Source organism: Pseudomonas sp. NPDC087690 (assembly GCF_044743175.1).
Classification (GTDB): domain Bacteria; phylum Pseudomonadota; class Gammaproteobacteria; order Pseudomonadales; family Pseudomonadaceae; genus Aquipseudomonas.
Map to the genome: position 1 here is coordinate 63,346 of NZ_JBIUVX010000023.1, position 22,891 is coordinate 86,236.

The following is a 22,891-nucleotide window of genomic DNA, read 5'->3' on the forward strand; positions in this document are numbered from 1 at the left end:
CAAGGCTTTTTATACTGCACGCCCCGCTGATCTTGCAGGTTTTGTCCTACAAGACGCGTCTGCCCACGAGGCAAGCGCGGTTTCACAGCAGCCAAGGCTTATCGGTCGAGGCTTCGACACTCGGTGGTCATATCCAATAACAAGACGAGGTTGCACCCCTATGCCAGTCGGCAATCACCTGCCTCACGGCGAAACCGCTCAGGGCGGTCCGCTCAAACGCGAACTCGGCGAACGGCATATTCGCTTGATGGCGCTCGGCGCCTGTATCGGTGTCGGTCTGTTTCTAGGCTCGGCCAAGGCCATCGAAATGGCCGGCCCGGCGATCATGATTTCCTACATCCTTGGTGGCCTGGCGATCCTGGTAATCATGCGCGCCCTCGGCGAGATGGCTGTGCACAACCCGGTGGCCGGTTCGTTCAGCCGTTACGCGCAAGACTATCTCGGCCCGTTGGCCGGCTTCCTCACTGGCTGGAACTACTGGTTCCTGTGGCTGGTGACCTGCGTCGCGGAAATCACTGCGGTGGCGGTGTACATGGGCATCTGGTTCCCCGATGTACCGCGCTGGATCTGGGCCCTCGCGGCGCTGGTCAGCATGGGTTCGATCAACCTGATCGCGGTGAAGGCCTTCGGTGAGTTCGAATTCTGGTTTGCCCTGATCAAGATCGTCACGATCATCGCCATGGTCATTGGCGGGGTCGGCATTATTGCTTTCGGCTTCGGCAATGACGGCGTGGCGCTGGGCATCTCCAACCTGTGGGCCCATGGCGGCTTCATGCCCAACGGCGTGACCGGTGTGCTGATGTCCTTGCAAATGGTCATGTTCGCCTACCTCGGCGTCGAGATGATCGGCCTGACCGCCGGTGAAGCCAAGAACCCGCAGAAGACCATTCCCGATGCGATCGGCTCGGTGTTCTGGCGGATTCTGCTGTTCTACGTCGGTGCGTTGTTCGTGATCCTTTCGATCTATCCGTGGAATGAAATCGGCACCCAGGGCAGCCCGTTTGTGATGACCTTCGAACGTCTGGGCATCAAGACCGCCGCCGGCATCATCAACTTCGTGGTGATCACCGCCGCGCTGTCGTCGTGCAACGGCGGCATTTTCAGCACCGGGCGCATGCTCTATAGCCTGGCGCAGAACGGCCAGGCGCCGGCCGGTTTCGCCAAAACCTCCAACAACGGTGTGCCGCGTCGTGCGCTGCTGTTGTCGATCGCGGTATTGCTCCTGGGCGTAATGCTCAACTATCTGGTGCCGGAAAAAGTCTTCGTCTGGGTGACTTCGATTGCCACCTTCGGTGCGATCTGGACCTGGGTGATGATCCTGCTGGCTCAGCTGAAATTCCGCAAAGGCCTGAGCGCCAGCGAGCGTGCCGGCCTCAAATACAAGATGTGGCTGTACCCGGTGAGCTCGTACTTCGCACTGGCATTTCTGGTGCTGGTGGTCGGCCTGATGGCGTACTTCCCGGACACCCGCGTGGCGCTGTATATCGGCCCGGCGTTCCTGGTGCTGCTGACGGTGTTGTTCTATGTGTTCAAGTTGCAACCGACCGGTGATTCGCAAGTTGCGGCGCGCTCGGCTTCGTAAGTTGTAGACGCTGAAATCAAAGCCCCGGTCGCAAGGTCGGGGCTTTTTTGTGGGCGAGCCGTACTGTTTTTTCGCTTTGTACTGTTTCGCAACCGTGAGGTATGAAGCGCCAGCCTGTCGAACAGACTGACGCTTTTCAGCTTATGCTGCGGCGATTTCGTTTGGCTCGAAACTGTCCGCCCGCGCCATCTGCCACATCCGCGAATAAAATTCGCCGTTCACCTCTCCAGTGAGCAACTCCCCCGGTTTGAGGAACACGTGCAACTGCGAGAACAGTTTGATTTCAGTCGCCGACATGCGCCGCACCAGATGTTTGGCCGACAGTTGCGATGGTTGTTCAAGACCTGCGGCGGCCAGCATTTCCGCCAAGGCTTTCAATGTGCTGCGATGGAAATTGAACACACGCTGCGCTTTGTCCGGAACCACCAGCGCACGCTGGCGCAAAGCGTCCTGAGTGGCGACGCCGGTCGGGCATTTGTTGGTGTGGCAGCTTTGTGACTGGATGCAGCCGATCGCGAACATGAAGCCGCGTGCAGAGTTGGCCCAGTCTGCGCCGATGGCCAGCACGCTGGCGATGTCGAAGGCACTGACGATCTTGCCGCTGGCGCCGAGCTTGATCTTGTCGCGCAGATTCAGGCCGACCAGGGTGTTGTGCACGAACAGCAGGCCTTCGCGCATCGGTACGCCGATGTGGTCGGTGAACTCCACCGGGGCGGCGCCGGTGCCGCCTTCCTTGCCGTCGACGACAATGAAATCCGGAAGGATGCCGGTTTCCAGCATGGCCTTGGCGATGCCCATGAATTCCCACGGATGGCCGAGGCAGAACTTGAAACCCACCGGTTTGCCGCCAGACAGTTCACGCAGTTCCTGGATGAAATGCATCATCTCGATCGGCGTGGAAAACGCGCTGTGGCGTGACGGCGACACACAGTCTTCGCCCATCATGATGCCGCGAGTCTCGGCGATTTCCCTGGTGACTTTATGCTTGGGCAGGATGCCGCCGTGGCCGGGTTTGGCACCCTGGCTCATCTTGATTTCGATCATTCGCACTTGTGGATTCTGTGCCTGGGTGGCGAAGCGTTCCGGGTCGAAACGGCCATCGCTGGTGCGGCAACCGAAGTAGCCGCTGCCCAGTTCCCAGGTCAGGTCGCCGCCGTGTTCGCGGTGATACGGGCTGATGCTGCCTTCGCCGGTATCGTGGGCGAAATTGCCGAGTTTCGCGCCTTGGTTGAGTGCACGGATCGCGTTGGCACTCAGCGAGCCGAAGCTCATCGCCGAGATGTTGAACACCGATGCCGAGTACGGCTGCGTGCATTGCGGACCGCCGACGGTGACGCGGAAACTGCTCGGATCGCTCAGCGGCGCCGGGCGCATCGAGTGGCCGATGAATTCAAAGCCCGCCTGGTAGACATCGATCAGTGTGCCGAAGGGCTTGTCGGCGCTTTCGTTTTTCGCGCGCGAATAGACCAGCGAGCGCTGGGCTCGGGAGAAGGGCAAGGCGTCGCTGTCGGATTCGAGCAAGTATTGGCGGATCTCGGGGCGGATGCCTTCAACCAGATAGCGGATGTTGCCGAGGATCGGGTAGTTGCGTCGCACTGCGTGGGGGCTTTGCAACAGGTCGAACACGCCGAGCAGGCTCAGCACGCCGGTGACGACGGTGATCGGCCACAGCCAGTCATGTTCGAGAAAAGGCAGGCTGGCGAGGGTGAAAATCACGCAGACGGCAAAGAAGGCGTAGCGGCTCAGGAGTGACAGGCTCATACGGTTTCCTTGGTTCGGACTCGGAATAATCAGCGAAGATTGAGGAATAAACACATTCCCCTGTAGGAGTGAGCCTGCTCGCGATAGCGGTATATCAGCTACAAATGATTTGACTGACCCGACGCTATCGCGAGCAGGCTCACTCCTACATAGAGAAACTTCACCAAACGATCAGGCGTTTTGCGCCTGAAGAAAAATCGAAAACAGCTCGGACTGGGATTTGATTCCCAGCTTGCTGTACATGTGTTTCTTATGAACTTTCACGGTTTCTACGGAGATTTCCAGCTTACGGGCGATTTCTTTACTGGAGCAACCGCTGAGCATCAGGCGGCCTACATCCAGCTCGCGGGCGGTCAGTTGCGCGCCCTTGAGTTGCTGCACCGACGCTTCCAGTTGCACGCGCCAGTCTGCCTGCGCAGGTGCGGCGGCGAGCGCCACGGTTTCGTTGATTTCATAGGGTAGCCGCTGGCGTAGCAGGCCGAGCACCCACGGCTGAATCAGTGACAGCAGGGCGATCTGCTCAGAGGTAAAACGCTGTTCGCTGCCCAGCGACAGGCACAACGTGCGCTCGCCTTCGAGCTGGCAATTGAACTGGATTTCGTCGGCCACGACATTCAGACGAAAGTATCGCTGGTAATACTCGGTCAGCTCGAAATGCTCCGGGGCGACCTCCGACAGGCGATACAAACCGGTGCGCGATTGCTCGCGGCAGGCAATGTAAAACGGGTCGAGCAGATACAGACCGCGCAAATAATCCTGAAACAACTGATCAGGACTGCCGTCCTCACCGGGGCATTCGGCAAAGACCTGCGGGTGCTGATCGGCACTGAACAGCAGCGCGACCCAGCTATCGAACGGCACGTACTGATCCAGCAGGCGCACCAGTTGCGCCCAGAAATTCGGTTTGTCGAGCGCGTCGATCAGTTGTCCGACGGCGCGGTGCCAGGTGATGTCGTCAAACGAAAGTGTCATGCAACTACCCCTATCGGGTTACCCCGGCCGCGTGATTCCCTGGCCGGCTGCTTGCTGCGCATACTGGCCCACAGACAGCCACCGGGCAATCTTTCAGCGCCCGACGCTCATAACAAGGAATTCTCATGAAAGTCGAACTCGCCCAACTGGCGGGCCGTGACAATGCCACGGCATACAACCTCGAACGCGCCTTGGCGGCGATTGCCGCGTGCGCTGCCGATACGCAACTGATCGTGTTCCCGGAAACCCACTTGATGGGCTTCCCGACTGCCGAGACTGTCGCGCAAACCGCTGAACCGCTGGATGGCCCGACCGTCAGCGCGGTGTTGGCCGCAGCGCGCGAACGCAATATTGCCGTGGTAATCGGCATGGCCGAGAACGACAACGGGCGCTTCTTCAACACCACGTTGTTGATCACGCCTGAAGGCATCGCCCTGAAATACCGCAAGACGCATCTGTGGGCGTCGGATCGCGGTGTGTTCGAGGCCGGCGACCGCTACGCCACCTGCGAGTGGAACGGGGTGCGTGTCGGCCTGTTGATCTGCTACGACATCGAGTTCCCGGAAACCGCGCGTGCCCTGGCGCAACTGGGCGTCGAGTTGCTTGTCGTGACCAACGGCAACATGGACCCGTACGCGCCGACGCACCGCACCGCGATCATGGCGCGCGCGCAAGAGAATCAGGCCTTTGCGTTGATGGTCAACCGCGTGGAGGCGGGGGATGACGGTTTGGTGTTTGCAGGTGGCAGTGCGCTGGTCGATCCGCTGGGGACGTTGCTGTTCGAGGCCGGACGGGAAGAAGGGCAGTTCAGTGTTGAGCTGGATTTCGACCGGTTAGAGATTGCACGCAGGGATTATCGCTATCTCGATGATCAGCGTTTGAAGTTGCCGGGGGAGGTGGAGGAGCGTGGCGATGGTGTTCGTGAGTTGTTGATTCCACGCCGTTGACCGATGCCCTCACCCTAACCCTCTCCCAAGGGGAGAGGGGGCTGACCGAGTTGATTGTCCGAGGTACGCCGACCTGAAATACCGAGTCGCACTCAGGTTTTACCCGATCGTTCCCACGCTCTGCGTGGGAATGCAGCCCGGGACGCTCCGCGTCCCAAGAGCGGACGCAGAGCGTCCATTGAGGCGTTCCCACGCAGAGCGTGGGAACGATCAGACACCAGAACAATAAAACACACCCGAAAACATTCGCCGAACCCGGCTCTGCCATAAATCCAATAAAATTCGGAGTAAGTCGCTCATGGCTCGTTTGCAACGCACCCTGTCATTAGGGTCGGTGGTGCTGTTCGGCATCGCCTACATGACGCCGATCATTGTCCTCGGCACCTTCGGTATTCTTGCGCAATCCACCGCTGGCATGGTGCCGGCCGCCTACCTGGCCGCGCTGGTGGCGATGTTCTTCACCGCCATGAGCTACGGGCGCATGGCTGCCGCATTCCCGGTCGCCGGTTCCGCTTACAGCTACGTGCGCAAGGCGATCAGCCCGAAACTCGGCTTCATCGCTGGTTGGGCGGTGCTGCTCGACTACCTGTTCCTGCCGATGGCGATCTGGCTGATCGGCGCAGCCTATCTGGCGTCGGCGTTCCCCTCGATTCCGCAGTGGATCTGGGTGCTGGCGTTCATCGGCATCACCAGTACGATCAACATCGTCGGCCTGAAACTGGCCAACGGCATCAACGCCTTGTTGATGCTGGTGCAGTTCCTCGTACTGATCGCGTTCGTCGCGCTCTGCGTGCACTACATCGGCGGCGATGCGAGCACGCCGCTGTGGTCGAGCAAGCCGTTCTTCAACGGCGACATGCAGATGCCACTGATCATGAGCGGCGCGGCGATTGCCTGTTATTCGTTCCTGGGTTTTGACGCGGTCAGCACGCTGACGGAAGAAACCCGCGATCCGCGACGCACCATTCCCCGGGCGATCATGTTGATCACCTTGATCGGCGGATTGATCTTTGTGAGCGTGTCGTACTTTGTGCAGATCGCGCATCCGTCGTTGCAGTTCGACAGTGTCGACTCGGCAGCTTACGAGATTGCCCGTAATATTGGCGGCGATCTGTTCGTGTCGATTTTCCTAATCGGTCTGATCGTCGGCCAATTCGCCTCCGGTCTTTCCGCCCAGGCCAGCGGTTCACGACTGTTGTTCGCCATGGGCCGCGACGGGGTGTTACCGAAGTCGTTTTTCGGCACCCTGCATGCGCGCTTCGGTACGCCGGTCAACAGCATCCTGCTCTGTGCGGTGGTGGCGCTACTGGCGCTGAAACTCGACGTGACCACGTCTACCTCATTCATCAATTTCGGCGCGTTCCTCGCGTTCAGCCTGGTCAACCTGTCGGTGATCTTCCATTACTGGATCGCTGGCGAGAACAAAGGCCCGCGTGAGCTGGTGCTGTTTCTGATCTTCCCGTTCATCGGTCTGGTCGCGGACTTGTGGCTGATGGTCAGCCTCGATCATCTGGCGCTCTATCTGGGGCTGAGCTGGCTGGCCATTGGCGTGGTGTATCTGGCGATACTCACCGGCGGCTTCCGTCGCCAGCCTCCGGAAATGGATTTCCAGGAAGCGACCTGAGATCGTCGGCAACCGCTTTGCGCACAAACGGCAGGCATGTGATGCTTGCCGTTTTTACGCCAAGGCTTTCTCTGTCATGTCGACTTTTTCCGCACAAACGCCTGCCCTGATCCGCATTGCCGCCGCGCTGTTGCTTAACACTGACGGCCAGACACTGTTGGTGCGCAAGCGCGGCACTACGGCATTCATGCAGCCGGGTGGCAAGATCGAAGCGCACGAGTTGCCGGTGCATGCGCTGGCACGTGAACTGGAAGAGGAATTGGGTCTGCAGATCGATCCGGCGCAAGCGACGTTTCTCGGCCAGTTTTCCGCCCCCGCCGCCAACGAGCCGGGATTCGTTGTACAAGCAGAGATCTTCCAACTGACCATCGATGCTGAGGTCACACCGGCAGCAGAAATCGAAGAGGTGATCTGGGTCGATCCTGCCACTGATCCAGCCGTCGAGCTGGCGCCATTGACACGCGACCTGATCCTGCCGTTTTATCGCCAATCATTGACGGCCATCGCCTGATCATCCTCGCAAAGGACTTTGCCATGATCCCGCTTCAAGACGTGCTGATCTTCGCCGCTGCAGCCTTGTTGATGGTGCTGACACCGGGGCCGAACATGATCTACCTGATCTCGCGTTCGATCTGTCAGGGACGCAGGGCCGGGATCACGTCGTTGTTGGGTGTGGTGGCGGGTTTCTTTGTGCATCTGTTTGCCGCGGCGGCCGGGTTGACTGCAGTGTTCCTCGCGGTGCCGATGGCTTATGAAGTGTTGAAGTGGGCCGGTGCGCTGTACCTGCTGTGGCTGGCCTGGCAAGCGGTGAAACCCGGCGCGCGTTCCCCGTTCGAGGCACAGCAGTTACCGCCGGACTCGTCGCGCAAACTGATCACCATGGGTTTCCTCACCAGCGCGCTGAACCCGAAAATCGCCGTGTTCTACCTCTCGGTGTTTCCGCAGTTCATCACGCCTGAGCACGGTTCAGTGTTCACTCAAAGCATCATCCTCGGCCTGACCCAGATCAGTGTCAGTTTCAGCGTCAACCTGCTGATTGCGTTGTTCGCGGCAGGCATTGCGTCGTGGTTCGTGCGTAATCCGACGTGGCTGGCGATGCAGCGTTACTTCATGGGTTTTGTCCTCGGCGGCCTCGCTGTGCGGCTGATGCTTGAGCAACGCAGGACGGCTTGAACATGTGGATAGAACGGCTGGACGCCAGTCACGCCCTAGCTTATCGCGAGCTGATGCTTGAGGCTTATGACCGGCATCCGCAGGCTTTCACTTCCAGTGTGCGTGAGCGCGCAGTGATGCCGTTGAGCTGGTGGGAAGGGCGCCTGACCAGCAAGCTTGACGTTGTGCTGGGCGCTTTCGAGGGGGGCCGGCTGGCTGGCATTGTCGGTCTCGCCTTCGAGCCGCGCGAGAAAGCCCGACATAAAGCCACTTTGTTCGGCATGTACGTCTCGGCCGACTTCCGCGAGCATGGCCTGGGATTCGAACTGGTCCAGGCGGCACTGGCCGAAGCGCAAAACCACCCGGCATTGAAAGTTGTCCAACTGACCGTAACCGCCGGCAACGGCGCCGCCTGCAAACTCTATCAGCGCTGCGGCTTCATCCAGTTCGGCCTGGAACCGCTGGCGGTGCGGGTCGGTGAAGATTACTTCGATAAGATCCACATGTGGCGCCAACTCTGACTCCTGCAGTAAAGGCTTCAGCGAACTGCGCTGACACCGTCCAGGGTCGAAAACGAAGTGTCCTTGGCTGTCAGCAGGAAATCGCGCATGTACGGCGCATCGAGCATGTCCGCACGAATCGCCGCGTACAGCGTGGCAAACAGGCCTTTCTCGCCCAGGCGCTTGGCCTTTACGTAACCACGCGAGCTGTACTCATGCAGCGCCCAGTGCGGCATGCCGCAGACGCCACGACCGCTGGCAACCAGTTGCATCATCATCACCGTCAGCTCGGAAGTGCGTACCTGTGCAGGCTCGATGTCGGCCGGTTCAAGGAAACGGGTGAAGATGTCCAGGCGATCGCGCTCCACCGGGTAGGTGATCAGGGTTTCGCTGAGCAAGTCTTCGGGGACGATGTACGGTTTGCTCGCCAATGCGTGTTGATTGGCTACCGCGAGCATGGCTTCGTAGGTGAACAGCGGCACGTAGGTGATGCCGGCGATTTCCAGTGGATCGGAGGTTACCACCAGATCCAGATCGCCACGGGCCAGTGCCGGTAGCGGGGCGAAGGAAAAACCCGAGGCCAGATCGAGTTCGACTTCCGGCCACGCGTCGCGGAACTGGTCGATGGTCGGCATCAGCCACTGAAAGCAGCTGTGGCATTCGATGGCCATGTGCAGGCGCCCGGCAGTGCCACCCGCCAGACGGCTGATGTCACGTTCGGCGGCGCGCAGCAGCGGCAGTGTCGCGTCAGCCAGTTGCAGCAAGCGCAAACCGGCGCTGGTGAAACGCACCGGTTTGGTCTTGCGGACGAACAATGGCATGCCCAGACGTTCCTCCAGTTCCTTGAACTGGTGAGACAGCGCCGATTGGGTCAGGTGCAAGCGGTCAGCGGCGTCGACCAGGCTGTCGGCTTCGCGCAGGGCGTGCAGGGTTTTCAGATGACGGATTTCAAGCACTGCAGGCTCCATGAAACAAATTTGTGATCATAGTGATTGCGGTGAGTTTGTCTCATGTTGGTGGAGCTGTCGACCAGCATGACTTTCTGCATGTCCGGGGTTTATGGCAGCGGAGCACTGGTAATGCTCCGCTGCTTTTACCTACAGCTTTGAAAAGTGCCGAATGCCCAGCGCTCTACCGACATCGCCACGCCAGATCGCTTCGACCTGCGCGCCACTCGCGGCCTGCGCCTGCTGCCATTGCAGACCAAGGTTGCGCTGCTCGGGCAGTTTCAAATGAGCTTTGACGAAGTCTTCGAAAGGGACCTTGTCCGAGGTGTAGTGAAAGTGCGCATACCAAAGCGCGCGTGGCGGATTGGTGCTCAGATCGCGCACCTCGTACTCCTGGAGAAAGTCTTTGCGCCCGTCGGGTCGTTTGCCCAGTGCGCGCAGTGTGCCCTCCTTGCGGATATCGACCTTTTTCTGTTGCAGCAGATAGTCCAGATATCCCTCGGTAGGTGTTCTGCTGCGCAGTGACTGGTCGATGCGCAACGTACGGCCGAGGCTTAACAACTCCTGAGCCTTGTCCTGCAATTGCACGACCAGCGGCTCGTCTGGCGAGAGCCGCGCGATGGCATTCGCACGGGTACTCAATTCTGTCGATTCACTGCCGAACATGTGTTCCAGATCGATTGGCAGCATGTCCTGGCGCGCGTAACCGGTGACTTTGCTGTTATAGGCGGGTACGGCGGCGAGACGCTTGCGGGCTTCGCTCAGCAGGGGTTGTACGTTGGTTGGCAAGGATTGAGCAGAGGCCGCAGGTTGCGCGTCCAGATGGTACTTGCCGCTCGAACGCGGCAGCCAGGTTTCCCGGTAACCGTCGAGTCCTGCGATGGTGAAACGCTTTTGCCGGGTCCCGGCATCAATACTTTCGATACCGATCAGCAATTGGTTGTCCTCGGTTTCAAACAATTGCTTGCCGCCCGCTTCTTTGGGCTTGATCGGCGGACGTTGCTTGATCGCTTGACGGGCATGCTGTTCAACCTGGGTCAGACCGTCGAGAAACGCCTTGACCTGCTCGAGATCCAGGTGCTGCGGATAACCCAGTGACCACGCGTTCAACTGACGTCGAAAGCTTGCGTAGATTTCCAGGCAGTCCTCGATCACACGGTTGCGTTGGGCAAGGCTGGCATGTACTTCAGGTAAATGATGCTGCGTCAGCAGAGCACGTCCGACCTTGACCCGGGCGTCTTTGAGTTGCACGTGAAAGTAGACCCAGGACAGGTCGTCGACCGCCTCGTAGTGGGTAATGATCTCCAGAATGTGCGCGGTTCTCAGGTAATAGTGCGTGGTTTCGCCAAACCGTTGGTTGAGTGGCGCGAGCTCCGCTGCCATTCTGGCTTTATGCGCCCGGTTAGTGATGCGGCTTTGCCAGAGATTGGCCTGTTCGATAAATCCGTGCTGGTGATCGAACTCCTTGAGGAAGTTTTTGCGCACGACTTTGCGTTGGGCCATGAGACTTATATGGGCTGTAGTGTTATCGACGGGTGTCGCGTCAGACTGCGCAACGAGTGCGTCGACACTGTTCAGATGTTCCAGCAGGCGTTGGCGGGAAATGGCGGCGCGCTGTAATGACCGATCAACCTGCGCCCATGCGCAGCGACTCTGAATGTCTTCGAGCAACAGGCGTTTTCTACCGTGACTCAGCGGCAGTAGTTCGGCAACATTCTGGTATAGCACCTGGGCCAGTTCGATATCGTTGAGACAGGCTGCGTCAACCGTCGCTTCCAGAGATTGACGCTCGGCAATGGGCAGTTGCCGGTAACGTTCCAGAAGTTGGTTGGAGCTGCGCGTCTGGGTATCAAGGCGCCGGGTGTAGGCATCGACGGTGTTGGTCAGAGTCAGTTGCCTGCGCAGTTGGCGATCGGTCCACCAACGTGGCAGCCACTGACGGATGGATTCGGGCCAGAGCGGGTCGAGGCCATTGGCCAAATGCCCGATGGCCGCGCCACCGCCGGCACCGCCGCCGTCCATCAACGTGCCATGCACGGCGTAATGGGTGTTCCATTGACCGGCCTCATCAAGGGCGATCGGCTGTTTATAGGTGCGCGCCCACGTGCCATAGAGCCTCCAGCCGCGTGGGGCGTCGTGCAACTCAATGCGGTAGATGCGCCCCTGACGCACCATGAAATCCCCATCGGGATGGCGATAGACATTGCGATAAATGCCGTGGCTATCGGTTCGCAGACCCGTCAGGGAAATCTCGAATTCATACTCGTAGCCCTTGAAGCGATCAAGTGACTGGCGCGCCCATTGCCATGAGGTCGGCGTGGCACCGGACTTTGTTGTCAATGCTGTACCGCGGCGCTGGCGTGGTATCAGGCGGGCGGCGGCGGGTACCGAGATCGTCGCTGGGAGAATATCCATGGCGGCATCGATCAGGGACAGCAACACCGATTCGACTTCCGCCAGACCATGCCCGATGTCTCCGCGTAGAAACGCCGCAACCGCGAGGTTGGCGCTGTTCCACGCGTCATACAGGGCGACCGAGGCACCAATGAATGGCAGCATGCCCACGGCCATTTTCAGGTAGTTGAACAGCGTGCCGGACTTCAGAGCGCATGTTTCCAGATACAAGGCGTCATTGGAGCGAGAACTGCTGCGATGAGCTTGCAGCATTCGGCCCATGTGCACATTGAGCAAGTGCGTGGCCAGTGACGTCGAGGTTGGCCAGGCCAGCCCGGTGCCGATCAGCGCGTGGAAATTGCGCAGTTGCGCCTCATTGATCCGGCTGACATGGCTGGCAAAATCGCCGCTCAAGGTGCGCCCGGCCAGATAGTTGACCATGCGCGCGTCTACGCAGCGTTTGAACAGATCCAGACTTGCCTCTTCCAGCGTGGCGTACTGGCGCAAGAAAATCCCGTCGGTGCTGTCCGGTAAATACAGCAGGGTCAGGCCACTGACCTGTTCGACGATGAACGTCACCCCGGCCAGGGTGCTCGGCCCCTGGTGGGCGGTGTCCGCGCCGCCGACGGTCAGATGTGCAGGCAACAGCACGATACGTTGGCCCTTGACGCTATATGCTTCCCGCGTCGAGGCATCGATGGCAATCTTCAGCAGCGCGTATCCGGCGCTGTCGATATGCCGTTGCAGTACGGCGAATTCGCCTTGCAGCATGAGCATCAACCGCCATGGCTCGCTCAGGCATTCGCGCCGATACGCCAGGTCGAACGCTGATTCGTCGGGCATCCCAAGAAAGGTCTGGCGAATAAGTGTTTCATAACCTCCGGCCAGGTCCAGATCGGTTAATGAGCTGCGCAAATAGGCCGGAGTCAATCCGCTTTCCACCGCTTTTCGATCCTGCTCATCTTCGGCGCTGACCTTGACCCGCAGGAATGACAGTCGCCACCACATCGCCTGGTCTATGTTGTCCTGCGCCAGTTCCTCGAGGGCCAGTTCGCTGCGCCGGGTACTCGCCATCAGCGTGTTGCGTTGCGGTGTGCCAGGGGCTGCGCCGTCGATCAAGGTTTTCCGCCATTCGGTGCTATCGGGCAGATCCAGCATCACGGACACGCTTCGCTTGAGCGCGAAATCCTTGCGCAGTCGAGCGTCAAGGCGCTTTTTGCTGAAGGCGGGGCGAGCGGGCAGATCACGCTCGAGCAAGGCATGACAACGCTGCATGGCGTTGAGGTAGTCACGGATCAACGTTTTGATACGCGCGCGCTGTGCGTTGTCGAGGTTGTCCAGCCAGGACGGCAGGTTGCCGGCGAGTGCGGCGGTGCGTTCCTGTTCGAGGCGATAGGCATACGCCAGTTCGCGTGCCTGTGACAGGGGCACGGTCAAGCGTGTGAGATGTTGTTCGCGTAGTTGCTCCATTGCTGCCGCACGTTCGCTGGCACGGGAGGGCAGTGGATTTTCACGGATGACGGTTGCTGCCTGCTGCTCGCATTGGAACAGCTGCCGTTCAAGTACCCACACGAGCGGATCGCCGCTGATTGGCGTCAGTTGCAACAGCAACTCCCGATCATTGGCCGAGTGCTTGAACACCTTTTGTTCCAGCGCCTGACGTGAGCTGAAGCGCTGCAATCCGCCGGACTGCCCGGGCCAATACAGCAGCAGGCTTTCAGTGGCACCGGGCTCCAGCGCAAAAGGCGCAGCGATGACCAGCACACCGTTCAGATCCTCTCCCATCGGTTGGTCATCTGCCGCTGCCGCCAAAGTCACACGGGCAAATACTGTTTCCTGATGGAGCAGCGGACGCTCGGGTGCCTCGAGCAAGGCAATGATCCGCCGGTGTTCATCGACGGAGAGCTGATTGAGCGTCAGTTGCAGTTCGACTTCTGCACGCAACCCGCGTAACCGGGCCTGATGCAGGACGTGGTAATGGGCATTGGTGGCGTGGCGCAGCTCAAGCATTTTCAGTGGCGCGCGGTGGTCGAGCAACGCTGAAGCCGCGTTATGGCTGGCGTTTTGCGCCTCGCTCAAGGCGTCGAACTGTTGCGTCAGTTTCTGCCGTAACGGGGTGTTCAGGCTGGCTGCCACGGCATCGCCCAGCAACTGTTCGAGGGCTTTCTGCTCAAGAGCCAAAGCTTGGCTGCGCTGGCTGAAAGGAATGTCGGGGTTCAGCAGACCGAACAGGGCCGGGTCGTCGACAGGCACTGCTTCATCGGGAGTTGGCAAGGGTGGTTCGGCGATCAGGCTCGACAAGTCGGGCGATGCGGGTGAAAGGCGCGCATCGGCTGGCAGGTTGAAAAGTGCTTCAAGGTTACTCCCGAGTGGGTCGTGATCGAGCGCGACTTCCACCACTGTCGGTGCTTTCAGCTGCGGCGGCCGGCTGTGTTTCTGGCAATGTCCGATCAGCCAGCGGTGCAGATCGGCGTGTTGCCTGAAGAGACTCAAGGCTGGCGAGTATGAAGGCAGATACAACAGATGACAGCCGGGCGAATCGTTGCCAATGCGCAATAGCAATGCACCCGGCAACGAGACGTGGCTGTCATCGGCACGTTTGAGCTGAAGCTGCGCGATATGCACCTCGGGTGTGACCGCTGTTGAAGGATCTACGGCCGCCGACAATGTCTGCAACTGTCCGATGCTGATCATCCCTTCTGCACAGGCGATCTGGCTGGCCGCCTCGAAGTGCTGACGGTAGATGCGCAGGGCCTGATCCCGGCGCGACAGTGGTGTGCCGGTTGCACGCAGGCTCCAGTCGCGGTCGCTGCCGGTCGGAAACCGGGCCATGAGGTCCAGCCACTGGCGGTGACAGTCGCGCAGACGTGCGCCAGCGCTCAGGTAAAGGTTTTGATCGAGGTTCGACCGTAGAGGCTGGTCCAGGCCGAAGTCGGCCGTAGAATGGGTATCGGACATGCGACAGGCTCCAGAAAACATGAAGGCCGGCTAATCCCGGTCTTCATGCCATTAGAGGCGAGCCGTCACTGGCATCTGCGGTACATAGTTATCGCTTTTTGCCGCGTTCGTTTCAGGAGGTGTCGAGGTCACGCGGGGCTGTCGTGAGCATGCGTGCATGACCATTCGGCAAACTTCATCAAACTGTCACGCAACTGTGGCAGCGCGCTTGAACAAACTTCATCAGACTCGCGCTCTACTGGGGTTCTGCGTTTCGGTGTTTTTCATGCGTTTATTTTTCCTGTTGGCCGCGCTGATGTTCGGCCTACCGTCGATGGCGGCTTCGCGTTGCGATGTCAATGTACCGACCGAACGGGTCGACCTGGCGCAAGTGAGCCTGGCCTACCAGAGCATCGGCCGTGCATCGGATCCGGCGTTGCTGTTGGTGATGGGGCTGGGCGGGCAGTTGATCCACTGGCCGGATGAAGTCGTGGCGGCTCTGTGTCAGCAAGGCTTTCGGGTGATCCGCTACGACAACCGTGATGTCGGTCTGTCGACCTGGCGCCAGGCACCGGCCGAGGCCAACCTGACGTTTGAAGTGCTGCGCTACAAACTCGGTTTGCCGGTGGCGGCGCCCTACAGCCTGACCGACATGGCCGACGATGCGTTGGGTTTGATGGATGCGCTGCACGTCGAGCAATTTCATGTGCTGGGTGCCAGCATGGGCGGGATGATCGCCCAGCACATGGCCGCGATGGCGCCGCAGCGAGTCGAGAGTCTGACGCTGATCATGACCACTTCCGGCGCCGAAGGGTTGCCGGCACCGAGCGCGGCGCTGGTGCAATTGCTGTCGCGACGCGGCGCACCGAATCGGCAGGCAGCGCTGGAGCAGCAGGCTGATTTGTTGGCAGCACTGGGTAGCCCGGCGGTCAGTGACGATCGGCAAGCATTGCTGCAACAGGCGGCGGCGTCCTACGACCGCGCGTTCAATCCTGAGGGCGTGAAGCGGCAGATCATGGCGATCCTCGCCGAACCGAGCCGGGTGGCGCTGCTCAATCAGTTGCGGCTGCCGACGCTGGTGGTGCATGGCACGGCGGATCCATTGCTGCCGGTGATGCATGGCGTGCATCTGGCGGCGCACATTCGCGGCAGTCAGTTGAAGCTGATTCCGGGATTGGCCCATCGTTTTCAGGAGGCGTTCAAGGAGCCGTTGCTGGCGGCGGTGCTGCCGTACTTGCAGGCGCATCGGGAAGACACATCGCACTGGGCGCAGATTGAGCCGGTGGTGGGCGGGAATTTGCTGTAACCGAGGGGTTTTTGGCGTTGGTAGTTGCCCCTTCGCGAGCAGGCTCGCTCCCACATTTGGAATGCGTCCCCCTGTGGGAGCGAGCTTGCTCGCGAAGGGTGCGCCACAAAGTCCGGGGCAGGTGTATCGTGCAAACTTTCCCGCACGATTTTCCCCCGCGAGGTGAGTGATGAGTTCTGCCTTGAAAATCGATTTTGTCAGCGACGTCTCTTGCCCGTGGTGCGTCGTTGGTTTGTATGGCCTGTTACAGGCACTGGAAATCCTGCGCAACGAAGTGCAGGCCGAGATCCGTTTCCAGCCGTTCGAGCTGAATCCGAAAATGGGCGTCGACGGGCAGAACATTGCCGAACATATTCAAGAGAAATACGGCTCGACACCTGAGCAGTCGCAGAAGAACCGCGAAGCGATCCGCGCCCGGGGTGCCGAGCTTGGGTTTGCCTTCCGCACCGATGGCAACAGCCGCATCTACAACACCTTCGATGCACACCGCTTGCTGCATTGGGCGGGGCTTGAAGGTCTGCAATTGCCGCTGAAAGAGGCGTTGTTCAAAGCCTATTTCAGTGATGGCGGCAATCCGTCGGAACATCGGCAACTGGTGCAGATCGCTGAAAGTGTCGGGCTGGATCGCCAGCGGGCCGAGGCAGTTCTGGCGTCGGACGAGTTCGCCGATGAGGTGCGCGAGGAAGAGCAGCTGTGGCTGCAGCGCGGGGTGAGTTCGGTGCCGACAGTGGTGTTCAACGGTCAGTACGCGGTGACGGGCGGGCAGCCAGTGGAGACGTTTGTCGGGGCGATTCGGCAGATCATGGCCGACTCTAAGGGCGGTACCGTCAACTGAAGAGCAAAAGCCCCTCACCCTAGCCCTCTCCCGGAGGGAGAGGGGACTGAATGGGGATGCAGGAGTGATACGCCGACCTGAGCGTGCTGTACCGAATCCATAATCGACGGAATCTTTCAGGTCGATGTCAGCGGTCGGCCTCTTTCTGTGAGGGAGAGGGGACTGAATGGGGGATGCAGGAGTGATACGCCGACCTGAGTGTGCTTCGCTGAATCCATAATCGACTCGGTTTTTCAGGTCGATGTAACTTGAACGACACCTCGGTCGGCCCCCTCTCCCTCTGGGAGAGGGCTGGGGTGAGGGTCAGCTGTGTAGCCGAACCCAAACGGTCACCAAAACAGTGGCGGCCATCAACCATGCCACCGCCGCCACGGCCAGTGACGCTTCAAGCCGCAATCGATCAACCATCACATACAACGTCGCCAGATACACAAAATACGGAATGATCGACCACATGCCGAACACGATCGTGGTCTTCAGATCGTCGATCGAGCGCCCTTTGCCGACGATGTAATGCGCGATCAGCGCAAACGTCGGAAACAGCGGCACCAGCCCGGCGATGTAGTAGTTTCTGGTCTTCGACAATGCCGCCAGGATCACCACCACCGCTGCGCCCAACAGGGCTTTGAAAATCAGGTCCACGTCGTTCTCGCTTAATGGCTCAGGCCGTACTTTTTCACTTTGTCGAACAGCGTGGTCTTGGCCATGCCCAGCTCAAGGCTGGCCTGCGTCAGGTTGCCGCCGCTGCGTTGCAAGGCATCGCTGAGCAGGTTGCGTTCGAAAGCTTCCACCGCTTCGGCGAAGGCCAGGCCCTGTCCGCCGCTGCTGGCGCCGGACTTCTTGAAGGCCGGCAAGCCGAGAGCAAAGCGTTCGGCGACGTTGCGCAGTTCACGCACGTTGCCCGGCCAGTCGTGGCTCATCAAATTCGACAGGGTCTGGTTATCCAGTTCTGGCAGCGCACGATCAAAGCGCAGCGCCGATTGCTGGGTGAAGTGTTCGAACAATTGCAGGATGTCTTCGCGGCGCTCGCGCAGGGGCGGCAACTCCAGCGTCACCACGTTGAGGCGATAGTACAAGTCGCTGCGGAATGCGCCGGCCTTGCTCGATTCGTCGAGGTCGGATTTGGTCGCCGCGATCACCCGGCAATCCACCGCCACACTCTGGTTCGAGCCGAGGCGTTCGAGGGTGCGTTCCTGCAACACCCGCAGCAGTTTGATCTGCAACGGCAGCGGCATGCTTTCCACTTCGTCGAGGAACAGTGTGCCGCCGTCAGCGTGTTCGATCTTGCCGATCCGCCGTTTGCCCGCGCCGGTGAATGCATTGGCCTCATGACCGAAGATCTCGCTTTCAAAGAGGTTCTCCGGCAGACCGCCGCAGTTCAGCGCGACGAACTGTTTGCTGTGGCGACGGCTGAAATCGTGCAGGCAACGGGCGACCAGTTCTTTGCCGGTGCCGGTCTCGCCTTCGATCAACACGTTGGCCGAGGTGTCGGCAACGTTGGCGATCAGTTCGCGCAGGTTCTGCATCGCCGGTGAGCGCCCAATGATCCGCCCTTCAAGGGAGTCTCGTTCGGCCAGTTGTCGGCGCAGCGACGACACTTCGCGGGCGAGGCTGCGCTGCTCCAGCGCGCGCCTTGCGACATCCACCAGACGTTCCGGCGAGAACGGTTTTTCCATGAAGTCATAGGCGCCTTTCTGCATCGCGCCGACGGCCATGGAAATATCGCCGTGGCCGGTGATCAACACCACCGGCAGGCTGCGATCGCGCTGCTTGAGGCGGGTCAGCAGTTCCAGGCCATCAATGCCCGGCAGGCGGATGTCGCTGATGACGATGCCGGCAAAGTTTTCGCCGACCTTCTCCAGCGCTTCCTCGGCGCTGCCGACACCGACGCAGGGAATGTCTTCGAGGGTCAGCGCTTGCTGGCAGCCGAGCAGCACATGGGGGTCGTCTTCGACGATCAGTACACTGAGTTCGGGGTTCATATTGGCTCGGCAGGTGTAGGGCTTACCAACGGTAAACTGAGGACGAAGGTGGTGCCACCGCTGGCCGGGTGTTCAACACCCAGGTGTCCGCCGGTGGCGGCCGCGAGGCTGGCGGAAAGGGTCAGGCCCAGGCCCAGGCCCTGTTCGCCAGGCTTGGTGGTGAAGAATGGCTCGAACAGATGCTTACGCGCTTCGGCATCGATGCCGTGGCCGTTGTCGCGAACCCGCAGGCGATACTTGCCGTTGAACTCCTCGCCGTCGAGCCACAGTTCGGGTTGTGGTTGCGCCTGCATGGCGTCGAGGGCATTGCCGATCAGGTTGACCAGAATCTGTTCGAGGCGGGTCTGGTCGATCTGCACTTGCACGTCGATGAACTGCCGATGCACGTTCAGCGCCGAGGTTTCCACCCGGGCACCGAGCACTTGCAAGGCGGCATCGACCGCTTTGCCGAGGCTGGCCTGACCCTGATTGTCGCCGCGTCGGGCGAACGAACGCAGGCTGGCGGTGATGCGGCCCATGCGGTCGATCAGGTCGTTGATGGTGTTCAGGTTGGTGCTGGCGACATCGAGCTGACCGCGTTCGAGGAAGCGTACGGTGTTGCCGGAGAGCGTGCGCATCGCCGCCAGCGGCTGATTCAGTTCGTGGGCAATGCTGGTCGACATCTGGCCGATGGCCGCGAGCTTGCCGGCCTGCACCAACTCATCCTGCGCGCGGCGCAAGGTCTCCTCGGCCTGGCGGCGTTCGCGGATCTGGCTCTTCAGTCGCTCGTTGCTGGCGCGCAGGTCGGTAGTGCGTTCGGTAATCCGACGCTCCAGCTGATTGTTGGCTTCCTGCAGGGCTTCGCGGGCGGCGAGGCGGGTGGCGATGACCTTGCGCCGCTCGTTCCAGGCGATCAGCAGGAAGGCGACCAAGGCAAACGCTACAGCGACGAGAATGCCTTGGTTGATCGCTTCGCGACGCAGATCCTGAAGGGGCGTGAGCAGGGTGAAATTCCACGGCGTGTCGCTCAGCGGTCGGGTCTGCGCCAGGTAGCTGATGTCGTCCTCGCCGGACTGAACTTCGCTGTTGGCCGGGAAGGTGAGTTTCTCCACGCCTTCGGACAGGGTTTCGCGAGCCAGCGGTTGCAGTTCGTTGAGCGGGAACCAGTAATACTGCAGGCTGCGGGCGAGTTTTTCCTTGGTGGCTTCACTCAGGGGAATAACCGCTTTCAGGCGCCGGGCCGGATCGCTGGAGAGAATGATGATGCCGTTTTCATCGCTGACAAACGCTTCCAGACGCGCCCGCTGCCAGCGTTCTTCCATGGCCTCAAGGCGCACTTTGACCACGGCGACGCCGATGATCTTGCCGTGTTCTTCGAGGCCATGGGCGAGGTAGTAACCGGGTTCACCGTTGGTGCTGCCGATGCCGTAGAAACGCCCGGGTTCGCCGCGTACGGCTTTCTGGAAATAGGCGCGAAAGGACAGGTCTTCGCCGAGGTAGCTGTCGACATCGCGCCAGTTGCTGGTGGCCATGACGCGGCCGGTGGTGTCCATCACGTAGATGGCCCGACTGCGGCTGCGCCGGTTCAGGCCTTCGAGGTAAGCGTTGACCGTTTCCCGGTACTCCGGGGTCGGGTCGGCCAGCAGCTGCGAAACACTGGTTTCGAGTTCCAGCAGGCTGGGCAGGTAAGTGTATTTGCTGATCTCGCTTTCGACCGCGCGGGCGTGCAGTTCCAGTTGACGCTGGCCGTTCTCGCCGAGGCTGCGGATGCCGAAATGTTCACTGGTCCAGAAGCCGATGAAACCCAGGCCGATCATCAGGGCGATGATCAGTGGCGGCAGGAACAGATGACGAATCAGACGGGGCTTCACGGCAAGTGATGGCGGCGCTGCGCGATAGAGATTGGGGTCGCATTTCATCACAGATGCCTTGGGTCAACCACCACAACAAACTTCACCAATCCCCTGTAGGAGCTGCCGCAGGCTGCGATCTTTTGACTTTGTTTCTAAAGATCAAAAGATCGCAGCCTGCGGCAGCTCCTACAGGGGGAGGCGGTGTTGCTTTTAGTGCTGCAGGATTTTCTCGAGGAAGTGCTGCGCGCGTTCGGAGCGGGCGCTGATGTCGCCGAAGAATTCCTCTTTCGGGCAGTCCTCGATGATCTTGCCGGCGTCCATGAAGATCACCCGGTCGGCCACTTTGCGCGCAAAGCCCATTTCGTGGGTCACGCACATCATGGTCATGCCTTCGTGGGCCAGTTGCACCATCACGTCGAGCACTTCGTTGACCATTTCCGGGTCGAGCGCCGAGGTCGGTTCGTCGAACAGCATGACGATCGGGTCCATCGCCAGCGCGCGGGCAATCGCCACACGCTGTTGCTGGCCACCGGACAGTTGCCCCGGGTGCTTGTGGGCGTGGGCCGACAGGCCAACGCGTTCGAGCAGTTGCAGACCTTTCTTGGTCGCCTCTTCCTTGCTGCGGCCCAACACCTTGATCTGCGCGATGGTCAGGTTTTCGGTGATGGTCAGGTGCGGGAACAGTTCGAAATGCTGGAACACCATGCCGACGCGCGAACGCAGTTTCGGCAGGTTGGTTTTCGAATCGGCAATCGAGGTGCCGTCGACGACGATGTCGCCTTTCTGGAACGGCTCCAGCGCGTTGACGCATTTGATCAGGGTCGATTTGCCGGAACCCGACGGGCCGCAGACCACGATCACTTCGCCTTTTTTGACCTCGGTGCTGCAATCAGTCAGCACCTGGAAGTCGCCATACCACTTGTTGATGTTCTTGATAGAGATCATACGGCAAACCTTTTTTGCAGACGCTTGACCAGCAGCGAGGCGGAAAAGCTGATGATGAAGTAGACGACACCGGCGAAGATCAGGAACTCGTTGGAACGACCGATGATGTCGCCGCTGGAGCGGGCGGAGTTGAGGAAGTCCACCAGGCCCACGGTGTAGACCAGCGAGGTGTCCTGGAACAGGATGATCGACTGTTGCAGCAGCAACGGGGTCATCTTGCGGAACGCCTGGGGCAGGATGATCAGACGCATGGTCTGGCCATAGGTCATGCCCATCGCTTGTGCTGCGGCCATCTGGCCTTTGGGGATCGACTGCACACCGGCGCGGACGATTTCGCAGAAGTACGCGGCTTCGAACATCATGAACGCCACGACGCAGGAGGTGAACGCACCGATCGGCGTGTCTTCACCGGTGATCCAGCGCAGCACGAACGGCACCGCCAGGTAGAACCAGGTGATCACCAGCAGCAGCGGGATCGAGCGGAAGTAGTTCACATAAGCGCCGGCCACGCGCGACAGCAGTTTGCTCGACGACAGGCGCATCAGCGCGAGGATCGTCCCTAGTACGATGCCGCCGACCACGCCCATGACCATCAACTGCAAGGTCATGACCATGCCGTTCCACAGGCCCGGGATAGCGGGGATGATGCCGCTGAAATCGAAGTCCATTATTTACCCCCCACGGAGATCAGGCCGGGCACCGCAACTTTCTTCTCGACCATGCGCATCAGCAGCATCAGGCTCATGTTCAGGGTGAAGTAGATCATCGTGGCCAGGGTGAAGGCTTCAAACAGGTTGGCCGAGAATTCGTCGGTCTGTTTGGTTTGTGCCAGCAGTTCCATCAGGCCGATCAGGGACGCCACGGAGGAGTTCTTGAAGACGTTGAGGAATTCCGAGGTAAGCGGCGGAATGATGATGCGGTAGGCCTGAGGCAGCAGCACGTTCCAGTAGATCTGCGGCAGCTTGAAACCCATGGCGCGAGCGGCGGATTCCTGGCCGCGTGGCAGCGCCTGAATACCGGTACGCACTTGCTCGCAGACACGGGCGGCGGTGAACAGGCCCAGGCACACGACAACGCTCAGGTAAGCCGAGGTGGTCGGGTTGAGATCCTGTTTGTACCAGTCCTGCAGGTTCTGCGGCAGCAGGTCGGGTACCAGGAAGTACCAGATGAACAGC

18 protein-coding genes are annotated in these 22,891 nt (G+C 60.1%); 8 read left to right on the top strand and 10 right to left on the bottom strand.

The features are described 5' to 3' along the window. The first annotated feature begins 160 nt into the window (after positions 1-160). On the top strand, positions 161-1,582 hold the full coding sequence (locus tag ACIPIZ_RS19940; RefSeq protein ID WP_105707158.1) for an amino acid permease: 1,422 nt from the start codon (positions 161-163) through the stop codon (positions 1,580-1,582). A gap of 141 nt (positions 1,583-1,723) precedes the next feature. Here ACIPIZ_RS19940 and ACIPIZ_RS19945 read toward each other — a convergent pair whose 3' ends face one another. Continuing rightward, a complete protein-coding gene (locus ACIPIZ_RS19945) occupies positions 1,724-3,343 on the bottom strand; it encodes an FMN-binding glutamate synthase family protein (RefSeq protein WP_401166922.1) in 1,620 nt (539 codons plus the stop codon). Positions 3,344-3,514: 171 nt separating this feature from the next. Then, positions 3,515-4,315 carry a LuxR C-terminal-related transcriptional regulator gene (locus ACIPIZ_RS19950; RefSeq protein ID WP_105707153.1) on the bottom strand — a complete coding sequence of 267 codons (801 nt, stop codon included), beginning with the start codon at positions 4,313-4,315 and terminating at the stop codon, positions 3,515-3,517. A gap of 125 nt (positions 4,316-4,440) precedes the next feature. Here ACIPIZ_RS19950 and ACIPIZ_RS19955 point away from each other — a divergent pair, with 125 nt between their 5' ends. The 5 genes from ACIPIZ_RS19955 to ACIPIZ_RS19975 all read left to right on the top strand — a co-directional run bounded on the left by ACIPIZ_RS19955 (position 4,441) and on the right by ACIPIZ_RS19975 (position 8,559). Continuing rightward, positions 4,441-5,262 (top strand): carbon-nitrogen hydrolase family protein, encoded by an 822-nt coding sequence (locus ACIPIZ_RS19955; protein ID WP_105707151.1) that lies wholly within the window; start codon positions 4,441-4,443, stop codon positions 5,260-5,262. Between the two features lie 298 nt (positions 5,263-5,560). Then, a complete protein-coding gene (locus ACIPIZ_RS19960) occupies positions 5,561-6,886 on the top strand; it encodes an APC family permease (RefSeq protein ID WP_105707149.1) in 1,326 nt (441 codons plus the stop codon). Positions 6,887-6,962: 76 nt separating this feature from the next. Beyond that, positions 6,963-7,397, top strand: coding sequence for an NUDIX domain-containing protein (locus ACIPIZ_RS19965; RefSeq protein WP_236429913.1), 435 nt, complete (start codon positions 6,963-6,965; stop codon positions 7,395-7,397). Positions 7,398-7,420: 23 nt separating this feature from the next. Then, on the top strand, positions 7,421-8,059 hold the full coding sequence (locus ACIPIZ_RS19970; protein WP_064391996.1) for a LysE family translocator: 639 nt from the start codon (positions 7,421-7,423) through the stop codon (positions 8,057-8,059). Positions 8,060-8,061: 2 nt separating this feature from the next. Then, the gene (locus ACIPIZ_RS19975; protein ID WP_064391994.1) at positions 8,062-8,559 is read left to right on the top strand and encodes a GNAT family N-acetyltransferase; all 498 of its coding nucleotides are present in this window, start codon (positions 8,062-8,064) and stop codon (positions 8,557-8,559) included. Positions 8,560-8,576: 17 nt separating this feature from the next. On the opposite strand, the gene metR is transcribed toward ACIPIZ_RS19975, so the two are convergent. After that, positions 8,577-9,494 (bottom strand): transcriptional regulator MetR, encoded by a 918-nt coding sequence (metR, locus tag ACIPIZ_RS19980; protein ID WP_064391992.1) that lies wholly within the window; start codon positions 9,492-9,494, stop codon positions 8,577-8,579. 141 nt (positions 9,495-9,635) lie between these two features. Continuing rightward, on the bottom strand, positions 9,636-14,837 hold the full coding sequence (locus tag ACIPIZ_RS19985; protein ID WP_401166927.1) for a dermonecrotic toxin domain-containing protein: 5,202 nt from the start codon (positions 14,835-14,837) through the stop codon (positions 9,636-9,638). Between the two features lie 265 nt (positions 14,838-15,102). On the opposite strand from ACIPIZ_RS19985, the gene ACIPIZ_RS19990 reads away from it, so the two are divergent. Then, positions 15,103-16,122 (top strand): alpha/beta fold hydrolase, encoded by a 1,020-nt coding sequence (locus ACIPIZ_RS19990; protein WP_105707141.1) that lies wholly within the window; start codon positions 15,103-15,105, stop codon positions 16,120-16,122. 169 nt (positions 16,123-16,291) lie between these two features. Beyond that, positions 16,292-16,957, top strand: coding sequence for a DsbA family oxidoreductase (locus tag ACIPIZ_RS19995; RefSeq protein WP_105707139.1), 666 nt, complete (start codon positions 16,292-16,294; stop codon positions 16,955-16,957). A gap of 303 nt (positions 16,958-17,260) precedes the next feature. Here the strand turns inward: ACIPIZ_RS19995 and ACIPIZ_RS20000 are convergent, their stop codons facing one another. The 6 genes from ACIPIZ_RS20000 to ACIPIZ_RS20025 all read right to left on the bottom strand — a co-directional run. Beyond that, positions 17,261-17,590 (bottom strand): GlpM family protein, encoded by a 330-nt coding sequence (locus ACIPIZ_RS20000; RefSeq protein ID WP_161806673.1) that lies wholly within the window; start codon positions 17,588-17,590, stop codon positions 17,261-17,263. 20 nt (positions 17,591-17,610) lie between these two features. Then, positions 17,611-18,939 (bottom strand): sigma-54 dependent transcriptional regulator, encoded by a 1,329-nt coding sequence (locus ACIPIZ_RS20005; protein ID WP_105707137.1) that lies wholly within the window; start codon positions 18,937-18,939, stop codon positions 17,611-17,613. Further along, the gene (locus tag ACIPIZ_RS20010; protein WP_105707135.1) at positions 18,936-20,837 is read right to left on the bottom strand and encodes an ATP-binding protein; all 1,902 of its coding nucleotides are present in this window, start codon (positions 20,835-20,837) and stop codon (positions 18,936-18,938) included. Before ACIPIZ_RS20010 ends, ACIPIZ_RS20005 begins: the two co-directional genes overlap by 4 nt. Positions 20,838-20,981: 144 nt before the next feature. Further along, on the bottom strand, positions 20,982-21,716 hold the full coding sequence (locus ACIPIZ_RS20015) for an amino acid ABC transporter ATP-binding protein (RefSeq protein WP_007963947.1): 735 nt from the start codon (positions 21,714-21,716) through the stop codon (positions 20,982-20,984). Then, positions 21,713-22,384: an amino acid ABC transporter permease gene (locus ACIPIZ_RS20020; RefSeq protein ID WP_003227756.1), complete on the bottom strand. Its 672-nt coding sequence runs from the start codon at positions 22,382-22,384 to the stop codon at positions 21,713-21,715. Before ACIPIZ_RS20020 ends, ACIPIZ_RS20015 begins: the two co-directional genes overlap by 4 nt. Then, on the bottom strand, positions 22,384-22,891 hold a 508-nt coding region (locus ACIPIZ_RS20025; RefSeq protein WP_401166934.1), incomplete at its 5' end, for an amino acid ABC transporter permease. The genes ACIPIZ_RS20025 and ACIPIZ_RS20020, both read right to left, overlap by 1 nt.